Source organism: Serratia sp. X10, from assembly GCF_017811775.1.
Taxonomy (GTDB): Bacteria; Pseudomonadota; Gammaproteobacteria; order Enterobacterales; family Enterobacteriaceae; genus Serratia; species Serratia ureilytica.
Map to the genome: position 1 here is coordinate 349,018 of NZ_JAEIOH010000002.1, position 22,594 is coordinate 371,611.

Annotated in this window: 22 protein-coding genes and 1 tRNA gene; 14 read left to right on the plus strand and 9 right to left on the minus strand. The window is 61.4% G+C overall.

From position 1 onward, the window contains the following. The first annotated feature begins 177 nt into the window (after positions 1 to 177). From J9788_RS07115 to J9788_RS07125, 3 genes are all read left to right on the plus strand, one after another. Positions 178 to 531 (plus strand): type II toxin-antitoxin system RelE/ParE family toxin, encoded by a 354-nt coding sequence (locus J9788_RS07115; RefSeq protein WP_182264170.1) that lies wholly within the window; start codon positions 178 to 180, stop codon positions 529 to 531. Between the two features lie 4 nt (positions 532 to 535). Further along, on the plus strand, positions 536 to 838 hold the full coding sequence (locus J9788_RS07120) for an XRE family transcriptional regulator (RefSeq protein ID WP_046896398.1): 303 nt from the start codon (positions 536 to 538) through the stop codon (positions 836 to 838). A 425-nt stretch (positions 839 to 1,263) separates the two neighbouring features. After that, positions 1,264 to 2,472 carry an aldose 1-epimerase family protein gene (locus tag J9788_RS07125; protein ID WP_182264171.1) on the plus strand — a complete coding sequence of 403 codons (1,209 nt, stop codon included), beginning with the start codon at positions 1,264 to 1,266 and terminating at the stop codon, positions 2,470 to 2,472. A 73-nt stretch (positions 2,473 to 2,545) separates the two neighbouring features. On the opposite strand, the gene J9788_RS07130 is transcribed toward J9788_RS07125, so the two are convergent. Next, positions 2,546 to 2,621: transfer RNA gene (locus J9788_RS07130), tRNA-Asn, on the minus strand. A 456-nt stretch (positions 2,622 to 3,077) separates the two neighbouring features. Here J9788_RS07130 and J9788_RS07135 point away from each other — a divergent pair. The 5 genes from J9788_RS07135 (at position 3,078) to J9788_RS07155 (ending at position 8,117) form a co-directional block, all read left to right on the plus strand. Beyond that, on the plus strand, positions 3,078 to 4,196 hold the full coding sequence (locus tag J9788_RS07135) for a branched-chain amino acid ABC transporter substrate-binding protein (RefSeq protein WP_094143511.1): 1,119 nt from the start codon (positions 3,078 to 3,080) through the stop codon (positions 4,194 to 4,196). Between the two features lie 124 nt (positions 4,197 to 4,320). Beyond that, positions 4,321 to 5,235, plus strand: coding sequence for a branched-chain amino acid ABC transporter permease (locus tag J9788_RS07140; RefSeq protein ID WP_033643752.1), 915 nt, complete (start codon positions 4,321 to 4,323; stop codon positions 5,233 to 5,235). A 10-nt stretch (positions 5,236 to 5,245) separates the two neighbouring features. Further along, positions 5,246 to 6,532, plus strand: coding sequence for a high-affinity branched-chain amino acid ABC transporter permease LivM (livM, locus tag J9788_RS07145; RefSeq protein ID WP_182264172.1), 1,287 nt, complete (start codon positions 5,246 to 5,248; stop codon positions 6,530 to 6,532). Continuing rightward, entirely contained in the window at positions 6,529 to 7,404 is an 876-nt protein-coding gene (locus J9788_RS07150) for an ABC transporter ATP-binding protein (RefSeq protein ID WP_182264173.1), read from the plus strand. Before livM ends, J9788_RS07150 begins: the two co-directional genes overlap by 4 nt. After that, complete coding sequence (locus J9788_RS07155) at positions 7,401 to 8,117, plus strand: ABC transporter ATP-binding protein (protein ID WP_033651872.1); 717 nt, start codon at positions 7,401 to 7,403, stop codon at positions 8,115 to 8,117. The genes J9788_RS07150 and J9788_RS07155 overlap by 4 nt, the downstream gene beginning before the upstream one ends. Before the next feature lie 29 nt (positions 8,118 to 8,146). Here J9788_RS07155 and J9788_RS07160 read toward each other — a convergent pair whose 3' ends face one another. Beyond that, positions 8,147 to 8,566, minus strand: a complete 420-nt coding sequence (locus J9788_RS07160; RefSeq protein WP_182264174.1) for a helix-turn-helix domain-containing protein — start codon at positions 8,564 to 8,566, stop codon at positions 8,147 to 8,149. A gap of 86 nt (positions 8,567 to 8,652) precedes the next feature. Between J9788_RS07160 and J9788_RS07165 the strand changes: the two genes are divergently transcribed. Then, entirely contained in the window at positions 8,653 to 9,585 is a 933-nt protein-coding gene (locus tag J9788_RS07165) for an aromatic alcohol reductase (protein WP_182264175.1), read from the plus strand. A 17-nt stretch (positions 9,586 to 9,602) separates the two neighbouring features. Here J9788_RS07165 and J9788_RS07170 read toward each other — a convergent pair whose 3' ends face one another. Further along, positions 9,603 to 10,289, minus strand: coding sequence for an aspartyl/asparaginyl beta-hydroxylase domain-containing protein (locus J9788_RS07170; RefSeq protein ID WP_033641388.1), 687 nt, complete (start codon positions 10,287 to 10,289; stop codon positions 9,603 to 9,605). Positions 10,290 to 10,549: 260 nt separating this feature from the next. On the opposite strand from J9788_RS07170, the gene J9788_RS07175 reads away from it, so the two are divergent. The 5 genes from J9788_RS07175 (at position 10,550) to J9788_RS07195 (ending at position 15,918) form a co-directional block, all read left to right on the plus strand. Next, positions 10,550 to 11,740 carry a sugar transporter gene (locus tag J9788_RS07175; protein WP_046896403.1) on the plus strand — a complete coding sequence of 397 codons (1,191 nt, stop codon included), beginning with the start codon at positions 10,550 to 10,552 and terminating at the stop codon, positions 11,738 to 11,740. A gap of 160 nt (positions 11,741 to 11,900) precedes the next feature. Further along, positions 11,901 to 12,731 carry an alpha/beta fold hydrolase gene (locus tag J9788_RS07180; RefSeq protein WP_182264176.1) on the plus strand — a complete coding sequence of 277 codons (831 nt, stop codon included), beginning with the start codon at positions 11,901 to 11,903 and terminating at the stop codon, positions 12,729 to 12,731. Between the two features lie 9 nt (positions 12,732 to 12,740). After that, entirely contained in the window at positions 12,741 to 13,166 is a 426-nt protein-coding gene (locus J9788_RS07185; RefSeq protein ID WP_046896405.1) for a DoxX family protein, read from the plus strand. Continuing rightward, positions 13,159 to 14,769 (plus strand): MFS transporter, encoded by a 1,611-nt coding sequence (locus J9788_RS07190; RefSeq protein WP_099784436.1) that lies wholly within the window; start codon positions 13,159 to 13,161, stop codon positions 14,767 to 14,769. Before J9788_RS07185 ends, J9788_RS07190 begins: the two co-directional genes overlap by 8 nt. 96 nt (positions 14,770 to 14,865) lie before the next feature. Then, positions 14,866 to 15,918, plus strand: a complete 1,053-nt coding sequence (locus J9788_RS07195) for a nitronate monooxygenase family protein (protein WP_046896407.1) — start codon at positions 14,866 to 14,868, stop codon at positions 15,916 to 15,918. Positions 15,919 to 15,963: 45 nt separating this feature from the next. On the opposite strand, the gene J9788_RS07200 is transcribed toward J9788_RS07195, so the two are convergent. From J9788_RS07200 to katG, 6 genes are all read right to left on the minus strand, one after another. Next, positions 15,964 to 17,253, minus strand: a complete 1,290-nt coding sequence (locus tag J9788_RS07200) for an alginate export family protein (RefSeq protein WP_046896408.1) — start codon at positions 17,251 to 17,253, stop codon at positions 15,964 to 15,966. A gap of 41 nt (positions 17,254 to 17,294) precedes the next feature. After that, positions 17,295 to 18,194: a VOC family protein gene (locus tag J9788_RS07205; protein WP_241427851.1), complete on the minus strand. Its 900-nt coding sequence runs from the start codon at positions 18,192 to 18,194 to the stop codon at positions 17,295 to 17,297. A 481-nt stretch (positions 18,195 to 18,675) separates the two neighbouring features. Then, positions 18,676 to 19,035, minus strand: a complete 360-nt coding sequence (locus J9788_RS07210; RefSeq protein WP_046896410.1) for a DUF805 domain-containing protein — start codon at positions 19,033 to 19,035, stop codon at positions 18,676 to 18,678. Next, on the minus strand, positions 19,028 to 19,477 hold the full coding sequence (locus tag J9788_RS07215) for a hypothetical protein (RefSeq protein WP_046896411.1): 450 nt from the start codon (positions 19,475 to 19,477) through the stop codon (positions 19,028 to 19,030). Before J9788_RS07215 ends, J9788_RS07210 begins: the two co-directional genes overlap by 8 nt. 222 nt (positions 19,478 to 19,699) lie before the next feature. After that, positions 19,700 to 20,056, minus strand: coding sequence for a hypothetical protein (locus tag J9788_RS07220; RefSeq protein ID WP_182264177.1), 357 nt, complete (start codon positions 20,054 to 20,056; stop codon positions 19,700 to 19,702). A 188-nt stretch (positions 20,057 to 20,244) separates the two neighbouring features. Beyond that, entirely contained in the window at positions 20,245 to 22,440 is a 2,196-nt protein-coding gene (gene katG, locus J9788_RS07225; protein WP_046896412.1) for a catalase/peroxidase HPI, read from the minus strand. Between the last annotated feature and the right edge of the window lie 154 nt (positions 22,441 to 22,594).

Consider the following 22,594-nt stretch of genomic DNA (forward strand, 5'->3'; position numbering starts at 1 on the left):
TCTGAACGATTGTTCGATACCGCGCGTAAAAAGGTGAATGCCTCGCACTGCGTTTGCAAGATACGTGGATGTACGTTCAGCCTTGCAGTATCCACGCATGCCTTTGCATGCTATCCCAGCGCCTCTCTGCTATAGCTTTACATCTATATAGTTACTGATCTATATTTTAGGGGGCCCGTGTGGGAAATTAAAACAACGGATGCATTTGATCATTGGTTCAGATCACTCAGCGATGCCGACCGGGCCTGCGTGCTTGCTGCATTGATGGTCCTGCGGGAAAAAGGGCCCGGCTTGCCCAGACCCTATGCCGATACGGTTAAAGGCTCGCGTTACAGCAACATGAAAGAGCTGCGCATTCAGTGCCGTGGCGAACCGTTGCGGGCATTCTTCGCCTTCGATCCGTACCGCGTCGGCATGGTGCTTTGCGCGGGCAATAAAGCGGGCGATGAAAAACGTTTTTACGATCGAATGCTGCAGATTGCCGATCGGGAATTCACGAATTGGCTGAACACACTAAAAGAGAAGGAGTGACGCGATGGGCAGAACGCTGGAACAGCTTATTGCGGAGGAAAAGCCCGAGGTCGTGGCCAAAGCGCAGGCGCTGGCGGCGGACATCATGCTGAACATTCACCTTGCCGAGCTGCGCGAGAAGGTGCAGAAAACCCAGGTTGAAATGGCGCAGGCGCTGGGGATCAGGCAGCCGACCGTTGCCGTGATGGAAAAACCGGGCCGCGATCTGAAACTGTCTTCGCTTAAACGCTATGTTGAGGCGGCCGGCGGCAAACTGCGCCTGGACATCGAACTGCCGGACGGCTCTCACTACGAGTTTGTGCTGTAAGCGCTAACGGCAGAAAGGCACAAAGCCCGCCCAGGTTTCCCGGAGCGGGCGTTGTGCACCAGGGCTCCTTTGACACAAGCAGGCGGCCGTGAAAGCAAAGAGGCTCAAGACGGGCAGGCCGTCTGAGCGCTTTCGTTTGGGCCGGATAGCGTTAAACAAGCCACCCGCACTCCCTTCGCGATGTCTTGCTTGCCTGTAACTGTCTCCTGGTTTCCTAGCTGAAACGATACAAATTATGTTGATAAACAGCTCATTTCATGTGCAAAAACTCAACGTCTTTCATTAAAACTGCGATGAAATTCGTATTTTTATCGTGCTATTTCTTCAAATACTCACCCGGTGAAGCTCATCACATTTCTTTAACCTGCTTAACAGTAGATTTTCCTTGTTTAGAAAAAAATCGATTCAGCTAAAGGGGGAGGGAAATGAAAAAGACATGGGTTATGGCGGTGTTTTCGGCCCTGATTTCAGGGCAGGCTGCGGCGCAGAGTTGGGTGCTGACCAGCGCTGAAGATGGCGTGGAGAAAGGAAACTGGAAGATTTCGAGCGAGGCGCTGAAGGTGAAGGATAAAACGTTCAGCATTGAGCAGAAAGTGTTGCACGGCGGCAAGCAAGAAGGCAGCAAAGTCGTGATTATCCGCAGCGAGGATGGCCTGACCATCACGCTGAGCCCCACCCGCGGCATGAACCTCCTGCGGGCAGAAGGCTTTGGCGCGAAAATGGGATGGGATTCCCCGGTCAAAGAGGTGGTCAACCCCGCCTTTATCAACCTGGAAAGCCGCAATGGGCTCGGCTGGCTGGAAGGTTTCAATGAGATGATGGTGCGTTGTGGCTATGAGTGGACCGGTCATCCGGTGACCGACGCAGGGCAAATTTACACGTTGCACGGCAAAGCGGGCAATACGCCGGCCTCGCGGGTTGAGGTTGAGGTAGCGGATGCGGCGCCGTATGAAATTCGTATTCGCGGCCTGATCAAAGAGAGCACATTCAAAAAAGCCGATCTGCAAACCCTGACCGAATTGCGCTATGTGCCCGGCAGCAACAGTTTCAGCCTGCATGATGTGTTAACCAACCGGGCGGATTATCCCCATGACTACCAGATTATTTATCACAGCAATTTCGGCGCGCCGATTCTGGAAAATGGCGCCCGCTTCCTGGCGCCGATGGCCAACATCAGCCCGTTTAACGACTATGCCAAAGCCGGGCTGAAGACCTGGGGAACCTATGCCGGACCAACCAAAGGATTCGATGAAATGGTCTTTAACATTAAGCCGTTATCAGATTCGAATCATCAAACGCTGGCGGCGCTGGTCAATAACGCGGGCGACAAAGGGGTGGCGATTCAGTTCGATACCCGCCAGCTGCCCGTTCTGACGCTGTGGAAGAATACCGATACGTTAAAACAGGGGTATGTGACGGGGATTGAGCCGGGCACCAGCTATGCCTACCCGGTCACTATTGAGCGCGAACAAAAACGCGTTAAGCAGCTGCAGCCTGGCACCAGTGCGCAGTTTGATCTGACCTATACCTTGCTGCACAGCAAAGCGCAGGTGGCGGATCTGGAGAAGAAGATTGCGGATATTCAGGGCAAGGTAAAAATTGAAGAGAATGACGCGCCGATAGCCAAGGAGTAACGCTGCCTGTCCATGCATTCAGCGTTAAAGCAAAAAGCCCGCTTAAGTTTCCTTAAGCGGGCTTCTCTAAATATGGCTCCTCTGACTGGACTCGAACCAGTGACATACGGATTAACAGTCCGCCGTTCTACCGACTGAACTACAGAGGAATCGTTGGAACGGGGCGAATAATAGCGGGGCATCCGGGGTTTGTCAAAGCGCTAAACTGCAAAAAAAGCGCGTTTGCTGAGGGAATGAGCACGTTGCGCTGTTTTTCGGCATTTTCCATCGCGATGCGTTGATTTTTGCATCCCCAATCGTTTTGACGTCGCTTGCACACACCTTTGCACGGCGATGGTGCAGGGCCGTTCTCCCTCCCATACTTCCACTCGCGCTAACCGTATTGGCCAGACCCTGGTTATCGCCGCCACACGCCGCGCCGCAACTGATATGTAGGATGAATAAGCAAACAATATGTATTCGTCGTCACAATGGCTGGATTTTTGCTTACCCATTTTTGGGGAATGCGACTGCGCTCTCAAGAAAATTATTTTCCCCGTCTACACATAAAGTGACTGATCCGCGCCCCAGGGCGTTTCGCTACAACAGTGCTGAGGAAGATAACAATGTCATCGAAATTGATAAAAAGTCCGCTCGCTGCTTTGCTCATCGGTTGTTTAGGCACGGCTTTTTCCGCGCAGGCCGATATCGTCATCGGCGTCGCCGGGCCGTTCTCCGGGCCGAACGCCACCTATGGCGATCAGTATTGGCGCGGGGCTTCGCAGGCGGCGGCGGACATCAACGCCGCCGGCGGCATCAAAGGGGAAAAAATCAAACTGGTGCAGGGGGATGACGCCTGTGAACCGAAACAGGCGGTCGCGGTCGCCAACCGGCTGGTGGATCAGGACAAGGTGTCGGCGGTGGTCGGCCACTTCTGTTCCTCATCCACCATGCCCGCCTCCGAGGTGTATGACGAGGCCGGCATCATCGCCATTACCCCCGGCTCCACCAACCCGCAGATCACCGAGCGCGGCATGAAGACCATGTTCCGCATGTGCGGGCGCGACGATCAGCAGGGCGTCATCGCCACCAACTACATGCTGGATACCCTGAAGGCCAAACGCATCGCGGTGATCCACGATAAAGACACCTACGGCCAGGGGCTGGCGGACGCCGCCAAGGCGGCGATGAACAAGCGCGGGGTTAAAGAGGTGCTGTATGAGGGGCTGTCGCGCGGCGAGAAAGACTTCAACGCCCTGGTGACCAAGATCGCCTCGGTTAAGCCGGACGTGGTCTATTTCGGCGGCTGCCATCCCGAAGCCGGGCCGCTGGTGCGCCAGATGCGCGAGCAGGGCGTGACCGCCAGGTTCTTCTCCGGCGACTGCGTGGTGACCGAAGAGCTGGTGACCGCCGCCGGCGGGCCGCAGTACACCAACGGCGTGCTGATGACCTTCGGCAACGATCCGCGCCAGATCGCGGAAGGCAAGGCGGTGATCGCCAAGTTCCGCGCCAGCGGTTTTGAGCCGGAAGGGTACACCCTTTACTCCTACGCTTCGATCCAGGCGATCGCCGCCGCCTTTAACGCCACCGGCGGCAAAGACAGCGCCAAGGCCGCAGAATGGTTGAAGTCGCACGATGTGGACACCGTGATGGGTAAAAAAGCCTGGGATCAGAAGGGCGATCTGAAGGTCTCGGATTACGTGGTCTATCAATGGGATGACAAGGGCAAATATCACCAACTGTAAACGGCCGAACATTGAGGGTGTGACCCTATGACCGACGGGCCGCCGCCTTGGCGCGCCCGTTCCGCGATGACCTTTGGGCCGCGTCGGACTGCGTTGGCGGCCTTACCAGGCGAGACTGCTCATTATGGATGTATTCTTTCTGCAACAGCTGATCAACGGCCTGACCCTCGGCGCGGTGTATGGCCTGATCGCCATCGGCTACACCATGGTTTACGGCATCATCGGCATGATCAACTTCGCCCACGGCGAGGTGTACATGATCTCCGCCTACCTGTGCGCCATCGGTTTGGCGCTGCTGTCGTTCTTCGGGCTGCAATCGTTCCCGCTGCTGATCCTCGGCACGCTGGTGTTCACCATCGTCATCACCGGGGTGTACGGCTGGGTGATCGAGCGTATCGCCTACAGGCCGCTGCGCAACTCCACCCGCCTGGCGCCGCTGATCTCCGCCATCGGCATGTCGTTAATCCTGCAAAACTATGCGCAGATAAGCCAAGGGCCGCGCCAGCAGGGCATCCCGACGCTGCTGAGCGGCGTGTTCCGCCTGGAATTCGACGGCGGCGTGGTGCAGATCACCTACACCAAGGTGTTCATTCTGGTGGCGTCGCTGCTCGGCATGGCGATCCTCACCTACATCATTCAGCGCACCCGGCTGGGGCGCATCTGCCGCGCCACCCAGCAGGATCGCAAAATGGCCTCGATTCTCGGCATCAATACCGATCGGGTGATCTCGCTGGTGTTCGTGATCGGCGCCGCCATGGCCGGGCTGGCCGGGGTGCTGATCACCATGAACTACGGCACCTTCGATTTTTACGTCGGCTTTATCATCGGCATCAAGGCCTTCACCGCCGCGGTGTTGGGCGGCATCGGCTCGCTGCCGGGCGCGATGCTGGGCGGGCTGCTGCTCGGCGTGGCGGAGGCGCAGTTCGCCGGCATGGTGAATTCGGATTACAAGGACGTGTTCTCCTTCGGGTTGCTGGTGGCGATCCTGATCTTCCGCCCGCAGGGCCTGCTCGGCCGGCCGCTGGTCGCCAAGGTTTAAGGAGAACGCCATGTCGCAATCCGCAATCAACGGCGGGCTGAACGTCAAACGCAGCCTGCTGGATGCCGTTTTGGCCGGGCTGATCGCCCTGATCGTGTTCGGGCCGATCGTCGGCATCGTGCTGAACGGCTACAGCTTTAACTTCGAGCCGCACCGGCTGGTGTGGATCATCGTCGCGGTGATGGCCGGGCGGCTGCTGCTGAGCCTGTTCCTGCAAACCGCGCCGGGCCGCAAGGTGCTGGCGCGCTTCGACGGCGGCAACGACGGCGTTTACGTGCGTCCGCTGGGCTATAAATCCAATCTGCGCTGGTTCCTGCCGCTGATGGCGGCGATCGCGCTGCTGTTCCCGTTCGTCGCCACCAAATACCTGCTGACGGTGGCGATCCTCGGCCTGATCTACGTGCTGCTCGGGCTGGGGCTGAATATCGTGGTCGGGTTGGCGGGGCTGCTCGATCTGGGGTACGTGGCGTTTTACGCCATCGGCGCCTACGGGCTGGCGTTGGGCTACCAGTATCTCGGGCTCGGTTTTTGGTCGATGCTGCCGCTCGGGGCGCTGATGGCGGCGTTGGCGGGCGCGCTGCTGGGCTTTCCGGTGCTGCGGATGCACGGCGACTATCTCGCCATCGTCACGCTCGGGTTCGGCGAGATCATCCGGCTGGTGCTTAACAACTGGATGTCGCTCACCGGCGGGCCGAACGGCATTTCGGTGCCGGCGCCGACGGTGTTCGGCCTGGAGTTCGGCCGGCGCGCCAAGGACGGCGGGGTGCCGATCCACGAGTTTCTCGGCATCGATTACAATCCCAACCTCAAGTTCATCTTCATCTACGCGATGCTGTTTTTGGTGGTGCTGCTGGTGCTGTACATCAAGCACCGGCTGACGCGCATGCCGATCGGCCGCGCCTGGGAGGCGCTGCGTGAGGACGAGATCGCCTGCCGCTCCCTCGGGCTGAACCACGTGCTGGTGAAGCTGTCGGCGTTTATGCTCGGCGCCTCCACCGCCGGGCTGGCGGGGGTGTTCTTCGCCACCTACCAGGGCTTCGTCAACCCGACTTCGTTCACCTTCTTCGAGTCGGCGCTGATCCTGGCGATCGTGGTGCTGGGCGGCATGGGCTCCACCCTCGGCGTGGTGCTGGCGGCCTTTGTGCTGACGGTGGCACCGGAGCTGCTGCGCAGTTTCGCCGAATACCGGGTGCTGCTGTTTGGTGTGCTGATGGTGGCGATGATGATCTGGCGGCCGCGCGGGCTGGTGCGTATCAGCCGCGCCAGCTTTGCGGAACGCAAGGGGGTGGCGCCATGAGCGACGCCATTTTGCGGGTGGAACACCTGATGATGCGCTTTGGCGGCATCAAGGCGCTGAACGACGTCAATCTGGAGGTGGAACGCGGTTCCATCACCGCCCTGATCGGCCCCAACGGCGCCGGTAAGACCACGGTGTTCAACTGCCTGACCGGTTTCTATCGCGCCACCGGCGGCGCGATCCTGCTCAATACCCACAAGCGGCCGACCGATGTGATCCAGGTGCTGGGGCAGAAGTTCCGCACCGGCGACTGGATACGCCCGAAGCGGCTCGGTTCGCGCCTCTATTACAAGATGTTCGGCGGCACCCACCTGGTCAACCGCGCCGGGCTGGCGCGCACCTTCCAGAATATCCGCCTGTTCCGCGAAATGTCGGTGGTGGAGAACCTGCTGGTGGCGCAGCACATGCAGAGCAACCGCAATCTGATCGCCGGGGTGCTGAATACGCCGGGCTACCGCCGGGCGGAAAGCGCCGCGCTCGATCACGCCTTCTACTGGCTGGAGGTGGTGGATCTGGCGGACTGCGCCAACCGGCTGGCGGGGGAGATGTCCTACGGCCAGCAGCGGCGGCTGGAGATCGCGCGCGCCATGTGCACCGCGCCGGAGATGATCTGCCTCGACGAACCGGCCGCCGGGTTGAACCCGGTGGAGACGGCCGCGCTGAGCCGCATCATCCGCTTCCTACGCCGGGATCACGGCATCACGGTGCTGCTGATCGAGCATGACATGGGCATGGTCATGGAGATCTCCGATCGGGTGATCGTGCTCGATCACGGCGATGTGATCGCCCGCGGCACGCCGCAGGAGATCCAACGCAACGACGCGGTGATCGCCGCTTACCTGGGCGCGGACGAAGAGGAGCTGGCGGGATGAGTGAAGCGATGTTGGAATTTCGCGAGGTCGATGTGTTTTACGGGCCGATCCAGGCGCTGCGCCAGGTGTCGCTGCAGGTGAACGCCGGGGAGACGGTGGCGCTGATCGGCGCCAACGGCGCGGGCAAGTCCACGCTGTTGATGTCGATCTTCGGTCAGCCGCGCATCGCCGGCGGGCAGATCCTGTTTCGCGGCGAGGACATCAGCCGCCGCTCCACGCACTTTGTTGCCAGCAGCGGCATCGCGCAGGCACCGGAGGGGCGGCGCATCTTTCCGGACATGAGCGTGGAGGAGAACCTGCTGATGGGCACCATCACCGTCGGCAATCGCTACCTGGAAGAGGATTTGCCGCGCATGTTCGAGCTGTTTCCGCGCCTGAAAGAGCGGCGCAACCAGCGGGCGATGACCATGTCCGGCGGCGAACAGCAGATGCTGGCGATCGCCCGCGCGCTGATGAGCCGGCCGAAGCTGTTGCTGCTGGACGAGCCGAGCCTGGGGCTGGCGCCGATCGTGGTGCGGCAGATCTTCGGGGTGCTGCGCGAACTGACTCGCAGCGGCATGACGCTGTTTCTGGTGGAGCAGAACGCCAACCATGCGCTGAAACTGTCCGATCGCGGCTATGTGATGGTCAACGGCCAGATCCGCCTCACCGGCAGCGGGGAAGAACTGTTGAACGATCCGCAGGTGAGAAAGGCCTATCTGGGCGGCGGCTGATAGCCGCCTGCGGGCAGGGAAGCCCGCGTTCATTTTTCGGCGTCGCGCTCTTGGCCATCGTAGTGCGAGCGGGCTGCCCTGAAGGCGTCGGCGGAGGAGATGATCCACGACCAGAGCGGCAGCATGTTGATGAGCATCTCTTCCCCCGCCTCGGTGATGGTATACACCACGCGGGGCAGTTTTTCCTGATAATCGCAGCGCGATATCAACCCATCCCGCTCGAGATGGCGCAGCGTCCGCGTCAGCATTCTCTGCGTCACGCCCGCTAATTGGCGGCCTAGTTCGCCGTGGCGCAGCGGCCCGTGGGTGCCCAGGAGATGCAATACCCCCAGCGACCAACGGTTGCCCGCATGCGCGAGGATCTCGCGCTTCAACCCTTCATCGTCGTTGCTCAGTTCTTCACAGAACGCCTGCGAAAATTGCAGCAGCGCTTCCCGATCGCTCGTCATATTCCTCCCCGGTATCACGCGTGTACCTAATTGAACCCGTTTTTGTCAGCTGTCAGGATGACGCAGTGTCAAGACAGGAGGCAAGCATGAAATCCACCAATCCATCCATCAATACCGTGCTCATACTCGGCGCCGGCGAACTGGGGCTGCCGGTATTGCGGGCGATGAGCCGGCAGGCTCGGTTATCTCCATCTTTAAAAATCAGCGTACTGCTCCGGCCGGAGGCCGCCCGCGCCGTGAGCGGCCCGCTCCGGGCGCGGCGGGATGAGCTGGCGCGGCTCGGCATCGCCGTGGTGGAAGGCGATCTGCAGCAAAACGGCGTGGAGGCGCTGAGCGCGCTATTCCGTTCCTTCGACGCGGTGATCAACTGCAGCTGCTTTGTCGGCGGGGCGGGCACACAGATAAAGATCACCCAGGCCGTTTTGCAGGCCGGCGTGGCGCGCTACTTCCCGTGGCAGTTCGGCGTGGACTACGATGTCGTCGGTAAAGGCAGCGGGCAGCCGGTGTGGGATGAACAGCTCGAGGTGCGTCACCTGCTGCGCGCGCAGAGCGCAACGGAGTGGGTGATTGTTTCCACGGGCATTTTCACCAGCTACCTGTTTGACTCGGGGTTTGGCGTGGTGGATGCGGAACGTAAAACCGTGCGCGCGCTGGGCGACTGGCGCTACGCGGTGACGCTGACCACTCCCGAGGACATTGGCCGGCTGACGGCCGCGATTTTTTTCCATCGGCCCGCGTTTCGCAACCAGGTGGTCTATATCGCCGGGGACACGCTGACCTACCGTGAGCTTGCCGATCTTATGCAGGCGCACTGGGGCGTGGAGGTCAACAGAGTCCTGTTGAACAAAGAGCGGCTGCAGGCGGAGGTGAGGAATCATCCGCATGACGTCGGCGCGAAATACCGGTTGGCTTTCGCCCGGCCCGACGGCGTGGCCTGGGATAAGGCTAACACCTTCAATGCGCGCCAGGGCATGGCCGCCACCACCGCCGGCCAGTGGCTGGCTTCTCAGGGCGGTTAATCGCCTGTGCGCCGCAGTCAGAACTGGCGCTGCATCCAGCGCACGTTCAGCCGCACCAGCGCGATGATGGCGCTGGAGAGCAGCCGCAGCCCGCCGGGCATGTCGCGGCGGCGGATGTCCAGCAGCAGCACGGTGCGCACCTGCGGGCTGTCGTTCCATACCTCGTGTTCGAAGGTATCGTCCCACAGCATGAACTCCCCTTCGCGCAGCCGGTATTCGCGGCCATCCACCTTCAGCACCGCCGCCGGCGCGCCGTCGGCGCGTTTGGGCATGTCCAGCACCAGATAGCCGCGCAGAATGCCGCGGAACGGGCCGCGATGGGGCGGCACCTGTTTGCCGGGCGCCAGGAAGGAGAGCGACGCGGACAGCACGTCCGGCGAGGAGGCGATCAGCGCCGCCAGCGTCGGGCAGCGCGCCAGGTTGCGCGGGATGGGCTGGCCATAGGCCTTCATGATGAACATGCGCCAGTCGCGCGCGTCGTTGGCGGAGATGGACGCCTGCTGGCTCATGATCTCGTGGAAGCGCGGGATATTGTGCAGATCGTGGGCGACCGTCAGCGCCTCTTCGCGGATTTGCCGCCATTGGGCGGTGAAGCGTTCGGCGTCGGGGAAGAGGGCCGCGCTGTCGAGCACCGGCTGGCCCTGGATGCGGCGATCGTAAACATTGCGCAGGGCAAGTACGGACCAATCATAAATCGCGGACATCATAATGACCTCGCCTCAGGAAACGCCAAAGGGACACTGCGCGGGTCTTCGGCGCGGCGCGTGGGCAGCCGGGGAAGAGCGGCAGGAAAAATTGGTACGCTTCAATAGATTAGCACAGCATTTTGGCAACCGTGCGTCGGTGAGCGTGTCGCCGGGCGGTGAAAAAAACCACACAATTAAAATGTGACGCGTATCGCATTTAGCGGGCCGGTTGGTTAAAATATCGCGACTTGCCCGCACCTGTCCGGATTTTTTTTACCATGGAACACGCTCCCGTTTCCCGCTCAACCGCCTGGTTGCGCGTGGTCATCCTCGCCGTCTCGGCCTTTATTTTCAACACCACCGAGTTTATTCCGGTCGGTCTGCTGAGCGATATCGCCGCCAGCTTTTCGATGCAAACCGAACAGGTCGGCTTGATCATTACCATTTACGCCTGGATCGTCGCCGCCGCCTCGCTGGCGTGCATGCTGCTGACCAGCAAGATCGAGCGCCGCAAACTGTTGATCGGCGTGTTCATGCTGTTTATCGCCAGCCACATATTGACCGCCGTGGCCTGGAACTTTACCACGCTGGTTATCTCGCGCGCCGGCGTGGCGCTGGCGCACTCGGTATTCTGGTCGATCACCGCCTCGCTGGCGATCCGCGTGGCGCCGCCGGGCAAGAAAGCCCAGGCGCTGAGCCTGCTGGCGGGCGGCACCGCGCTGGCGATGGTGCTCGGGTTGCCGCTCGGGCGCGTGGTCGGGCAACTGCTCGGCTGGCGCATGACCTTTATCGGCATCGCGGTGTGCGCCACCCTGGCGCTGGTGCTGCTGTGGCGCCTGCTGCCGGTGCTGAAAAGCGAGCACTCCGGTTCGCTGGCCAGCGTGCCGCTGCTGTTCAAGCGCCCGGCGCTGGTGGCGCTTTACATGCTGACCATCATTGTGGTGACGGCGCACTTCACCGCCTACAGCTACATCGAGCCGTTTATCCAGACCGTGGCCGGGCTGTCGGAGAACTTCACCACGCTGATGCTGTTGCTGTTCGGCGCCGCCGGCATCGTCGGCAGCCTGCTGTTCAGCCGCTACAGCGAGCGTTTTCCTTCCGGCTTCTTTATCGGCGCCATTACGCTGCTGGCCCTGAGCCTGCTGCTGCTGTTGCCAGCCGCCGGCAGCGAAAGCCATCTGACGGTGCTGTGCCTCTTCTGGGGCATGGCGATCATGGCGATCGGCCTGTCGATGCAGGCCAGGGTCTTGAGCCTGGCGCCGGACGCCACCGACGTGGCGATGGCGATCTTCTCCGGCCTGTACAACTTCGGCATCGGCAGCGGCGCGCTGCTGGGCAACCAGGTGAGCCTGCATCTGGGCATGGGCAACATCGGCTTCGTCGCCGCGCCGCTGGCGCTGATCGCCCTCGGCTGGTGTTTGCTGAGCGCCTACCGCAGCGAACGGCTGCAGCATCACCACAGCCGTTAAGCGGCCTCGTTTCCCTGTCTTCCTGAGCCGGCGGCTGCGCCGGCCTCTTCAGCAAAAAAACTCGCGATCATGCGAAAATTATTCCGTTATCACTGCCTTTGCGCCTGCCGTACTGTTAACCCGTCCAGAATCCAATTCGATACCGAGCGGGGAACACGTCATGAGCACTCTTACCGCGCCCGATGGCGCACGCATTTTCTATAAGGATTGGGGGCGCGGCCAGCCGATCCTGTTCTCGCACGGTTGGCCGCTGTCCGCCGATGCCTGGGACAACCAGATGCTGTTTTTCGGCCAGAGCGGGTTCCGCGTGATCGCCCACGATCGCCGCGGCCACGGCCGTTCTGATCAAACCTGGCACGGCAACGACATCAACCAATACGCCGACGATCTGGCCCTGCTGATCGAAACGCTGGATCTGCGCGATCTGATCCTGGTCGGCCATTCCACCGGCGGCGGCGAAGTGGCGCGCTACATCGGCCGTCACGGCAGCGATCGGGTGGCGAAGGTAGTGCTGGTGGGGGCCGTGCCGCCGCTGATGCTGCAGACGCCGGTCAACCCAGAGGGCACGCCGATGGCGGCGTTTGACGGCATTCGCAGCGGCGTGGCGGGCAACCGCTCGCAGTTCTTCAAAGAGCTGGCGGTGCCGTTCTACGGCTTACACTGCGACGAGGTGGAGAGCAACGCGGGGCTGATCGACAGCTTCTGGCTGATGGGCATGCAGGGCGGCGTGAAAGGGCAGTACGACTGCGTGCGCGCGTTCTCCGAAGTGGATTACACCGCCGATCTGCTGGCGATCGACAAGCCGACGCTGCTGGTGCACGGCGACGCCGATCAGATCGTGCCGATCGGCGCCTCGGCGCTGAAAGCCGCTAAGCTTATGCAACAGGCGGAGCTGAATGTTTACGCCGGCGGCTCTCACGGTTTGGCGCAGGCCGATCCCGATCGCTTCAACGCCGATCTGCTGGCCTTCATCCAGAATTCGCCGTTTTAAGGGGGCGTGATGAACCTGACTGTTATCGCCGCCCGCTGCGCGCAGCGGCTGCACGCGCCTGCGGTGCGCTGGGTGCTGCTGCTCGCGATCTGCGCCGCCTATATTCAGGGCGGGCTGGTCAAGGCGCTGAACGTTGAGGGCGCCATCGCCGAGATGACCCACTTCGGCCTGCAGCCGGCGGCGCTGTTCGCCGTGCTGGTGACGCTGCTGGAACTGGCGGCGTCGGCGCTGATCCTGAGCGGTTTTTATCGCTGGCTCGGCGCATTGGCGCTGGCCGGTTTTACCCTGATGGCGACGCTGATGGCCAATCCGTTCTGGCAGTTCGACGGGGCGGATCGCGGCCAGATGATGAACGGATTTTTTGAACACCTCGGGCTGGCCGGCGCGCTGTTGCTGGTGGCATTTAACGATTTGAAGGAGCGAACGGATGGCTGAACAGACGGAAAACAAGGCGACGGCGGGCGGCTTCGCGCCGCTGAAAATTCCATTATTTGCGGTGCTGTGGGGCGCTACGGTGCTTGGCAACGTCGGCAGTTTTATGCGCGACGTCGCCAGCTCGTGGCTGATCACCGACCTGTCGAGCAACCCTTCGGCGGTGGCGCTGATGCAAACCGCCGCCACGCTGCCGGTGTTCCTGCTGGCTATCCCGGCCGGGGTGCTGTCGGACATTCTCGATCGGCGACGCTTTTTGATCTTCGTGCAAATTCTGCTGGCCTGCGTCAGCGGCAGCCTGTTGCTGCTGTCGCAGACCGGCGCGCTGACGGTGGAATACCTGCTGGCGCTGACCTTCGTCGGCGGTATCGGCGCGGCGCTGATGGGGCCGACCTGGCAGGCGATCGTGCCGGAGCTGGTGCCGCGCGCCGAGCTGAAAAACGCCGTGGCGCTGAACTCGTTGGGCATCAACATTGCCCGCTCCATCGGCCCGGCGGCCGGCGGTTTGCTGCTGGCCAGCTTCGGCGCCGGCGCGGCTTACGGCGCGGACGTGATGAGCTATGTGCTGGTGATCGCGGCGCTGCTGTGGTGGAAGCGGCCGAAGGTTGAGGACAGCGGCCTGTCGGAACACTTCTTCGGCGCCTTCCGCGCCGGGCTGCGCTATGCCCGTTCCAGCCGCGAGTTGCACGTGGTGCTGCTGCGGGCGGCGGTGTTCTTCGCCTTCTCCAGCTCGGTCTGGGCGTTGCTGCCGCTGGTGGCGCGCCGCATGCTGGGCGGCAGCGCCGGTTTTTACGGCGTCCTGCTGGGGGCGGTGGGCGCCGGGGCGATCCTCGGGGCGATCGTGCTGCCGCGCCTGCGCCAGCGGCTGAACGCCGACGGGCTGGTGTTGCTGGCGGCGGTGCTGACGGCGGCGGTAATGGCGGCCCTGTCGCTGGCGCCGCCGCAGTGGCTGGCGGTGGTGCTGCTGTTGGTGCTGGGCGCCGGCTGGATCATTGCGCTGACCACGCTCAACGGCGCGGCGCAGGGCGTGCTGCCTAACTGGGTGCGCGGCCGCGGCCTGGCCATCTATCTGATGGTGTTCAACGGCGCGATGGCGGCGGGCAGCCTGTTGTGGGGGCTGGTGGCGCAGGAGCTGGGCGTGGCCGCCACGCTGCTGGTCGGCGGCGTCGGCCTGTTGGCGGCGGGGCTGCTGTTCCACCGCCTGCGTCTGCCGACCGGCGAGGCCGATCTGCAGCCGTCGAACCATTGGCCTGAGCCGTTGGTTAACACGCCGGTCGAGAACGATCGCGGCCCGGTGATGATTCAGGTGGAGTACCGCATTCGCGAGCAGGATCGGCCGCAATTCTTGCGTACGTTGCTGATGCTGGAGCGGGCGCGTCGCCGCGATGGCGCTTACGCCTGGGGCATCACTGAGCACACCGGCGATCCGGAATGCATCATGGAGTGGTTCCTGGTGGAGTCCTGGGCGGAGCATCTGCGGCAGCACCAGCGGGTATCGCACGCCGACGCCGATCTGCAGCAGGAGGCGCTGCGCTTCCATATCGGCCCTGAGAAACCGGTGGTGCATCACTTCCTGTCGCTCGACCGGCGTCAGGTGAAGCATTAACTGCACGGCCAGGCGGTGAGAAGGTGCTATGCTTTTGGTCGGTTCGGCGGCGCGGCCGCCGTAAGACGAATGTAGTCAGCACAGGGAGACATATTGATGACGGCACCTTCTGCTTTTGCCCGCGAGCTTGGGCTGCGCTATCCGATCGTTCAGGGGCCGATGAACGGCGCGTCGCCGCCGGCGCTGGCGGTGGCGGTGAGCAACGCCGGGGCGCTGGGATCGTGCGCGGCGGCGCTGTTTTCCCCGGCGGTGATCCTCGAGCGCGTGCAGCAGATCCGCGCGCAGACCGCCGCGCCGTTCAACATCAATCTGTTTCTGCTCGATGAGCAGCACCCGGATCTCGCCGAGCTCAAGCGCGCCCAGCATCAGCTGCGGCCGTTCCGCGAAGCGCTGGGGCTGAGCGAGCCGCCGATCCCAACCCAATTCGCCGAAAACAACCGCGACCAGATCGCGGCCCTGCTGGAGGCTGCGCCGCCGGTGGTCAGCTTCACCTTCGGCGTGCTGCCGCGCGCCACGGTCACGCAGTTCAAGAAGGCCGGTTGTCGGGTGATTGGCACCGCCACCACGGTGGCGGAAGCCCGCGCCTGGGAAGAGGCGGGCGCCGACTTCGTCTGCGTTTCGGGCGCGGAGGCGGGCGGTCATCGCCCGACCTTCCTCGGCGATATCGAACAGTCCTGCGTTGGCCTGATGGCCCTGCTGCCGCAGGTGGTGGCGGCGGTGAAGATCCCGGCGATCGCCGCAGGCGGCATCATGAACGGGCGCGGCATCGCGGCGGTGCAATTGCTGGGCGCGCAGGCGGCGCAGCTGGGCACCGCATTCCTGTGCAGCCCGGAGTCGGGCATCGCCGACGCCTGGCGAGCGGCGCTGCGCAACGCCGGCGATGACAGCACGAGCCTGACGCGCGCCTTCAGCGGCCGCCCGGCGCGCGGCATCGTCAATGATTTCATGCGGCAGATGCGCGCGGAAGAGGCGCAGATCCTGCCTTATCCGGTGCAGAACGCGCTCACCGGCGATATTCGCCAGGCGGCGGCCAAGGCCGGACGCGCGGAGTTTATGTCGCTGTGGGCCGGGCAGGGCGTGGGCCTGGCGCGGCCGATGCCGGCGGCGGAGCTGGTCGCCACCCTGGCGGCGGAGCTGGAAGCGGTGTAAGACAGACGAGGCGCCCTGTTCGGCGCCTTTTTTCTTGGCTTGGCGTTAAAAACTGTAGGTGCCCTGCGCCAGCACGAAGTTCATGTTTTTCAGCCCGGCATGTTGCTGCAGGCTGTGGCCGACGTCGAAGTAGACATAGGCCACCTTGAACTGGAGATCGCTGCGCGGCGTCCAGGTGGTTTCGACCTGGTACTGGTTGCCGATAAAGCGCGAGCCCTGCGCGCTGCCTTTCACCGGACGCATCGGGCCGAGGTAGAAGGCATCCTCGCGGCGTTGCCGCCATAGCGCGTCCCAGCTGAAGTCGATGGACAGAGTTTGCCACGGCGTGATCGTGACCGAAGGATGGATGGCGATCAGGTTCGCCGGCGCCACCAGCCCGTTCTCGGTCAGGTAGGGCAGCTTGGGGTACATGGCGTTAAAGGTATTGAGCTGCCCGTCGTGACCGTTTTTGTCGCCGCTGGCGATGCCGATTTTGCCGCCAAAGCGCGGCCGCCAGCGCCAGTCGTTCACCGTATAGCCGGCGTGCGCCGACGCTGACCAGGCGCGGATGTCGCGCTGTTCCGCGCTGCCGAACTGCCAGGCGGCCTCATTGTCCCAGTCGAAGCCCTGCGCCGCGCCGAAAATGCGCGCGCCGACGGTGTAGCGCCGCTCTTGCCCGCTGAGCTGCGCGTAGTGGGCGTCGTTATCTTCAAAGCCGAAGGTATAAAGATCGAGCGAGGAAGCCAGCGGCGTCAGCGGCGTGGTGCCGTACAGCCCCCACACCTTTTGGCTGTTGTCGGTATCGTCGTCGAAACTGCCGGTCTTGAGCGTAATGGGGTGGCCGATAAAGGCGTCGAGGCGGTTTTTGTCCTTGACCCAGCTGGCGCGGATAGCGTCGAAGGCGCGGCGTACGTTGGGACCGTCGCGGGTGCCCAGCAGGTGCAGCGAACCCAGCGCAATCTCCTGGCGACCGATCCGCAGGGTGCCGAGGCCGTAGGCGGTGGGCAGTTTCATATCCACATAGCCCTGGCCGAGGTAGGCATGATCTTCGTCGGTCGGCTTGCGCCCGCGGTCGCGCGGCGTGGCCAGCGACGATCCCACCTGCACATAGGCGCCGACATAGTCGCCGTAGTCGAGGCGCGCGCCAACCAGCAAGCGCTGCATGAAGGTGTCGTCGCGTCCGCCGTTCAGATCCCGCTGATCCGTCCATTCATAGCGCTCGCGCAGTGAACCGTCGAAAGACAACGTGGCCGCATCGCCCAACGGGATGTTTTTCCAGGGGGAAGCGGCGGGCTCCGCCGCCAGCGCGGGGAGCGTGGAGAACAGCAACAGTGCAGGTAGCGTGCGTTTCATCATGGATATCCGAAGAAAAAAGCGCGCCGCAGCGCGCCTTGGGTTTATTTAGCCGTCTGGTGAATTTCGGCGATATAGCCGCCGGGGAAACTCACCAGCGCCGAGGCGCGGCGTTCCGCCGCCGTCGAATGCCACAGCACCTGCGCGCCGCTGGCCGTCGCTTTGGCCAGCGTGGCCGACAGATCGTCGACGCCATAGCCGGTGCGCTCATGGCCGAACGGATAAGGCAGATGCCCGTCGGTGACGAAAATGCGCGTTTTGCCGAAGCGGGAGTCCAGTTCGATCTGGCGGATCTTGCCGTTGCCGTTACGGCCGATCGCCGCATCGCTGACTTGCGCGTCGCTCGCCACCTTGGCGTGCGAGAACGCCTGATAGCTTTTCAGGAAGTCATCGACGCGGTAGGCGGAGAGATACAGGCGGTTTTCCGGCACGCTCAGCAGCGGCTTGTAGTTGGGCGCTTTGGTGTGCCAATAAAGCTGCATGTTGACGCCGCCGGGCCACTGGATCACCGCGTCGCGGCCAATCGGATCGTCGAAGGGTTCGACCTGCACATCGGCGCCGGCGGCCTTGGCTTGCCGGATGGCGGCGTCCATATCCCTGACCAGAAAACCGTTGCGCTCGGCGCCAAACGGATGCGGGATCGGCGTTTTGAAATCAAACACCGAGAAGCTGCCGGCCGGCGTCAGTATCAGCTGGGAGTAGGTTTCGCTCGGCGTGGGCGTGACGTTGACCAGCACGCGTTCGGTGCTGGTGCCGCCGAAGGTTTTCAGGATGCTGTCGACAAAGGCATCCATTTTGCCGCGTTCGACGTAGACATGGGTGGTGTCATACTGCGGCCCCACGGCGACAGACGCCGTATCGGCCGCCCATGACATCGCCGGGAGCAGCAGCGCAAGGGCTGATATCCTCAGCCGACGAGAAGAAATGCCGATAATATGTTGCATGTTGACCTCCAGGTAGCGGTTATTTTCCTGAGTGAAGCGTAATTTTCCATGAGCTTTCCCGTCGGCTGAAAATAAAAACGAAAAGCGCAATGCGCGCCGTGAAACATTAACGAAGGGCTAACGTCAGACGCCTGGGCGAATATCGCGCAGGTGCAGATCATCTATTTTTATGGCGTAAAACGATGGGGCGCCTTTGCCGGCCAAACCCGCTGCCGCTAAGGGACGGTGCTGATAATGAGGCCCGCCTCGTCGCGTGTTGAGGTGTATCGAGGATAATCCATAACGGTCTTCTCCTTGCTGGGATATATCGTATTAGCGCGCTGAATTTACGTTCTTCATTGCCCTCTAAATATAAATACAGCATTAGAAGAATTGCCGCCCATCAAATTTTTATATGACTTGTTGAGTAAATACGAATAAGCGGGAAAAGAGAATATCGCGGCGCCAGCCATGGCTCGCCGAAGCAGGCCGTTGAGGGGGCTTACGCCAGGTTTGGGCGATCGTCGTAAGGATTGTTGAGGTTCTTTGCGGGAAGGAACAGCGCGAAGATCAGCATCACATAGGGTGTGAAGCAGAACCAGGTCAGGCACCAACCACCGGAGTAACCCGCATCGTGCAAACGGCGCACATTGGCCGCTAGCATAGGCAGCAAAAACGCTGCAAGCGCGAAAATGGAAATCTCATTCATCTTGCTGGCGATAACAGCGAGATAAAGCAGAAACCAAACGTGCTGGCACAAAAGCAGCATTGAATAAGGCCCACGGCTTTCGCGACCTGAGTAGGTGAAGGTCTTTTTGTAACAGTTGAGTAGACTATTCAGGATTCTCGGTTGTTTAGACATTGCGTGCTGATTGTCCTGACTTGTTGACGAGCCATAGCGACGAACAGGTTAAAACCAGAGAAATAAGCGCTGGGCCAGCAAGGTTAAACTGTTCAATAGCAATTGCATCCATCGGGATTTTGTTGAGAGGTTCTAGGAACTTGCTCTTAAGTATCAAGATGACGAGAAGGTAGACGAAGTGGATACCCACCCAAGTGCTATAGATAACGGCATATCGTCTAAGGGATTTTGATTTTTTTGTCAGTACGATCTGCGTCAGGATGATGACACCGCACAAAATGAAAATCCCGGCGGCCTTAAACTGGGTAACGACCGTTGCTGCAACGTCAGAAACAAACAATGTTTTCCCGGCAAAGTAGAGCTTTGCCATTGGGTGGTGCAGAAAATAACCAATAAAACCATAAATGACTATCAGACTAATGAACAGCATCGTTTTCTTCATTTTTTTAGCTCCTTGGCGCTGCTCAAGGATAACATCAAATTTTTCATTTCTAGTTCAGTACGAATCATTATCAGATTCTTGGTCGTCTTGTTGTATTTTGCCATTGCAGTAGGGGCTGATTGTCCACCGTTGCTCATAATGAATGAGACGTCTTTCCTGCCATAGAGCTTCATCTCTGGGATAGGATCTTGGCCATAAATGTAAGGTGTGGGTACGTTAATCTTATAGGATTTCCCCAAAAAGTCGGGGAGGGGGGGCTTTTGCTCCATCCAGAGGCGTTACTCTTGTTTCAAATCCGGCGAACTCCAGTGAATAGAGCGTGCTGCCCCCTTGTTTGTCTCTACTGACCAAGTCGTTGCCCATCAGTATCTTAAATTTTTCCCAAATGCCGAGCTGTGTATAGTCGATCTTTCGCCCCTCCCAAAAAACCTCTTGTTCCTTACGCAATTGGTAGACGTAGCGCTGGATTTGTACAGCAGAAGGAGAGAAGTGTCCTATGGACGGGAGTCCATTTTTGCTGAAAATTTGTTCTTTAATGATAAATATTCCTGTTTCTCCGTAAACATTAATATCGTCCATGATTACTCCTATTTAATTGATTTTTAATATTTTTAAATTGTCTTTGTATGCATTTAATCGCCTAAACTATCATGGGGTTATAAATTTTATCAATCAGTTAGTCATTTTTATGTGTTGTGTCGTCGGTTTTTACCCTCAAATAAAAAAGCCCGCCGACTTACCGTGGCGGGCTTTGTGCTGTCGCTAAGTTACGCCAGATCGAAACGATCGAGGTTCATCACTTTGTTCCAGGCGGCGACGAAGTCGTGGGCGAACTTCTCTTGCCCGTCGGCGCTGCCGTAGACTTCGGCCAGCGCGCGCAGCTGCGCGTGCGAACCGAACACCAGATCGACGCGGGTGCCGGTCCATTTGACCGCGCCGCTGCGGCGATCGCGGCCTTCGAACAGGCCGTCCTCACTCGCCGGATGCCAGGTGGTTCCCATGTCGAGCAGGTTGACGAAGAAGTCGTTGGTCAGCGCCTGCGGGCGATGGGTGAACACGCCGTGCTGCGTGCCGCCGACGTTGGCGCCGAGCACGCGCAGCCCGCCGACCAGCACCGTCATTTCCGGTGCGGTCAGGGTCAACAGCTGTGCCTTGTCGACCAGCAGCGTTTCGGCCGGCACGCGGTATTTGCCCTTCAGGAAGTTGCGGAAACCGTCGGCGAGTGGCTCCATCGCCTCGAAGGAGTCCACGTCGGTCTGTTCCTGCGAAGCGTCCATGCGGCCCGGGGCGAACGGCACCGTCAGGGTGAAACCGGCGTTCTTCGCCGCCTGTTCCACGCCCGCCGCGCCGGCCAGCACGATCAGATCCGCCAGCGAGACGCGCTTGCCGCCGGTCTGCGCATCGTTGAAGGCGCGTTGGATGCTCTCCAGCTTGGCCAGCGTCGCGGCAAGCTGCGCAGGTTGGTTGACCGCCCAGTCCTTTTGCGGCGCCAGGCGAATGCGCGCGCCGTTGGCGCCGCCGCGCTTGTCTGAGCCGCGGAAGCTGGACGCGGAAGCCCAGGCGGTGGAGACCAGCGCCGACACCGACAGGCCGGAAGCCAGCACGGCGTTTTTCAGCGCGGCGATGTCCTGCTCATCGATCAGCGGATGATCGACCGCCGGGATCGGATCCTGCCAAATCAACGCTTCCTGCGGCACTTCCGGGCCGAGGTAGCGCGCGCGCGGCCCCATGTCGCGGTGGGTCAGCTTGAACCAGGCGCGGGCGAAGGCGTCAGCCAGCTCCTCCGGGTGCTCATAGAAGCGGCGCGAAATCTTCTCGTAGGCCGGATCGAAGCGCAGCGACAGGTCGGTGGTCAGCATGGTCGGGCGGCGTTTCTTGTTCGGATCGAAGGCGTCGGGAATGGTTTCACCGATGTCTTTCGCCACCCACTGGTGCGCGCCGGCCGGGCTTTGGCTCAGCTCCCATTCGTATTCGAACAGGTGGCGGAAGAAGTCGTGGTTCCACTGGGTCGGGGTGGTGGTCCAGGTGACTTCCAGGCCGCTGGTGATGGCGTCTTTGCCGACGCCGGTGCCGAAGGTGCTATGCCAGCCGAGGCCTTGCTGTTCCAGCCCGGCGGCTTCCGGATCGGCGCCGACGTGAGACGCCGGGCCGGCGCCGTGGGTCTTGCCGAAGGTGTGGCCGCCGGCGATCAGCGCCACGGTTTCTTCGTCGTTCATCGCCATGCGGGCGAAGGTTTCACGGATGTCGCGCGCGGCGGCCACCGGATCGGGATTGCCGTCCGGGCCTTCCGGGTTGACGTAAATCAGGCCCATCTGTACCGCCGCCAGCGGGTTTTCCAGATCGCGGTCGCCCGAGTAGCGGCTGTTCGGCCCGCCGCTCAGTTCCAGCCAGATCTTCTCAGAGCCCCAGTAGACGTCGTCCGGCTCCCAGGTGTCGGCGCGGCCGCCGGCGTAGCCGAAGGTTTTGAAGCCCATCGATTCCAGCGCCACGTTGCCGGTCAGGATAATCAGGTCGGCCCAGGAGATGTTGCGGCCGTATTTCTGCTTGATAGGCCACAGCAAACGACGCGCCTTGTCGAGGCTGACGTTGTCCGGCCAGCTGTTGAGCGGGGCGAAGCGCTGCTGGCCTTCGCCTGCGCCGCCGCGGCCGTCGCCGATGCGGTAGGTGCCGGCGCTGTGCCAGGCCATGCGGATGAACAGGCCGCCGTAGTGGCCGAAGTCCGCCGGCCACCATTCCTGCGAGTCGGTCATCAGGGCGTGCAGATCCTGTTTGACCGCCGCCAGATCGAGGCTGTTGAAGGCATCGGCGTAGTTGAAGTCTTTATCCATCGGATCGGACAGGGGGGAGTGCTGGTGCAGCGGTTTCAGGCTGAGCTGATTAGGCCACCAATCCTGATTGGTGGGGCCGTTCTGCGGTGCGGGCTGCTTGCCGCCCGAAAACGGGCATTTGCTTTCAGTTGTCATAATGCGCTCTCTGCTTCCGTAAAGATGCTCCAGCCGCCGGGCGTGGAGCGGTTAACAAGGCATGCGGGTAAGGCTTGCGTCGGGTGTTGCGCTAAATAACTGAACTCAATCGATTTACGTCACCCCCGCCGCCAACGGGCAAAGGGTGACTCAT

Coding starts and splice junctions, on each gene's coding strand:
- J9788_RS07120 (WP_046896398.1), top strand. CDS start 536: ATGGGCAGAACGCTGGAACAGCTTATTGCGGAGGAAAAGCCCGAGGTC.
- J9788_RS07125 (WP_182264171.1), top strand. CDS start 1,264: ATGAAAAAGACATGGGTTATGGCGGTGTTTTCGGCCCTGATTTCAGGG.
- J9788_RS07135 (WP_094143511.1), top strand. CDS start 3,078: ATGTCATCGAAATTGATAAAAAGTCCGCTCGCTGCTTTGCTCATCGGT.
- J9788_RS07140 (WP_033643752.1), top strand. CDS start 4,321: ATGGATGTATTCTTTCTGCAACAGCTGATCAACGGCCTGACCCTCGGC.
- livM (WP_182264172.1), top strand. CDS start 5,246: ATGTCGCAATCCGCAATCAACGGCGGGCTGAACGTCAAACGCAGCCTG.
- J9788_RS07150 (WP_182264173.1), top strand. CDS start 6,529: ATGAGCGACGCCATTTTGCGGGTGGAACACCTGATGATGCGCTTTGGC.
- J9788_RS07155 (WP_033651872.1), top strand. CDS start 7,401: ATGAGTGAAGCGATGTTGGAATTTCGCGAGGTCGATGTGTTTTACGGG.
- J9788_RS07160 (WP_182264174.1), bottom strand. CDS start 8,566: ATGACGAGCGATCGGGAAGCGCTGCTGCAATTTTCGCAGGCGTTCTGT.
- J9788_RS07165 (WP_182264175.1), top strand. CDS start 8,653: ATGAAATCCACCAATCCATCCATCAATACCGTGCTCATACTCGGCGCC.
- J9788_RS07170 (WP_033641388.1), bottom strand. CDS start 10,289: ATGTCCGCGATTTATGATTGGTCCGTACTTGCCCTGCGCAATGTTTAC.
- J9788_RS07175 (WP_046896403.1), top strand. CDS start 10,550: ATGGAACACGCTCCCGTTTCCCGCTCAACCGCCTGGTTGCGCGTGGTC.
- J9788_RS07180 (WP_182264176.1), top strand. CDS start 11,901: ATGAGCACTCTTACCGCGCCCGATGGCGCACGCATTTTCTATAAGGAT.
- J9788_RS07185 (WP_046896405.1), top strand. CDS start 12,741: ATGAACCTGACTGTTATCGCCGCCCGCTGCGCGCAGCGGCTGCACGCG.
- J9788_RS07190 (WP_099784436.1), top strand. CDS start 13,159: ATGGCTGAACAGACGGAAAACAAGGCGACGGCGGGCGGCTTCGCGCCG.
- J9788_RS07195 (WP_046896407.1), top strand. CDS start 14,866: ATGACGGCACCTTCTGCTTTTGCCCGCGAGCTTGGGCTGCGCTATCCG.
- J9788_RS07200 (WP_046896408.1), bottom strand. CDS start 17,253: ATGATGAAACGCACGCTACCTGCACTGTTGCTGTTCTCCACGCTCCCC.
- J9788_RS07205 (WP_241427851.1), bottom strand. CDS start 18,194: ATGCAACATATTATCGGCATTTCTTCTCGTCGGCTGAGGATATCAGCC.
- J9788_RS07210 (WP_046896410.1), bottom strand. CDS start 19,035: ATGTCTAAACAACCGAGAATCCTGAATAGTCTACTCAACTGTTACAAA.
- J9788_RS07215 (WP_046896411.1), bottom strand. CDS start 19,477: ATGAAGAAAACGATGCTGTTCATTAGTCTGATAGTCATTTATGGTTTT.
- J9788_RS07220 (WP_182264177.1), bottom strand. CDS start 20,056: ATGGACGATATTAATGTTTACGGAGAAACAGGAATATTTATCATTAAA.
- katG (WP_046896412.1), bottom strand. CDS start 22,440: ATGACAACTGAAAGCAAATGCCCGTTTTCGGGCGGCAAGCAGCCCGCA.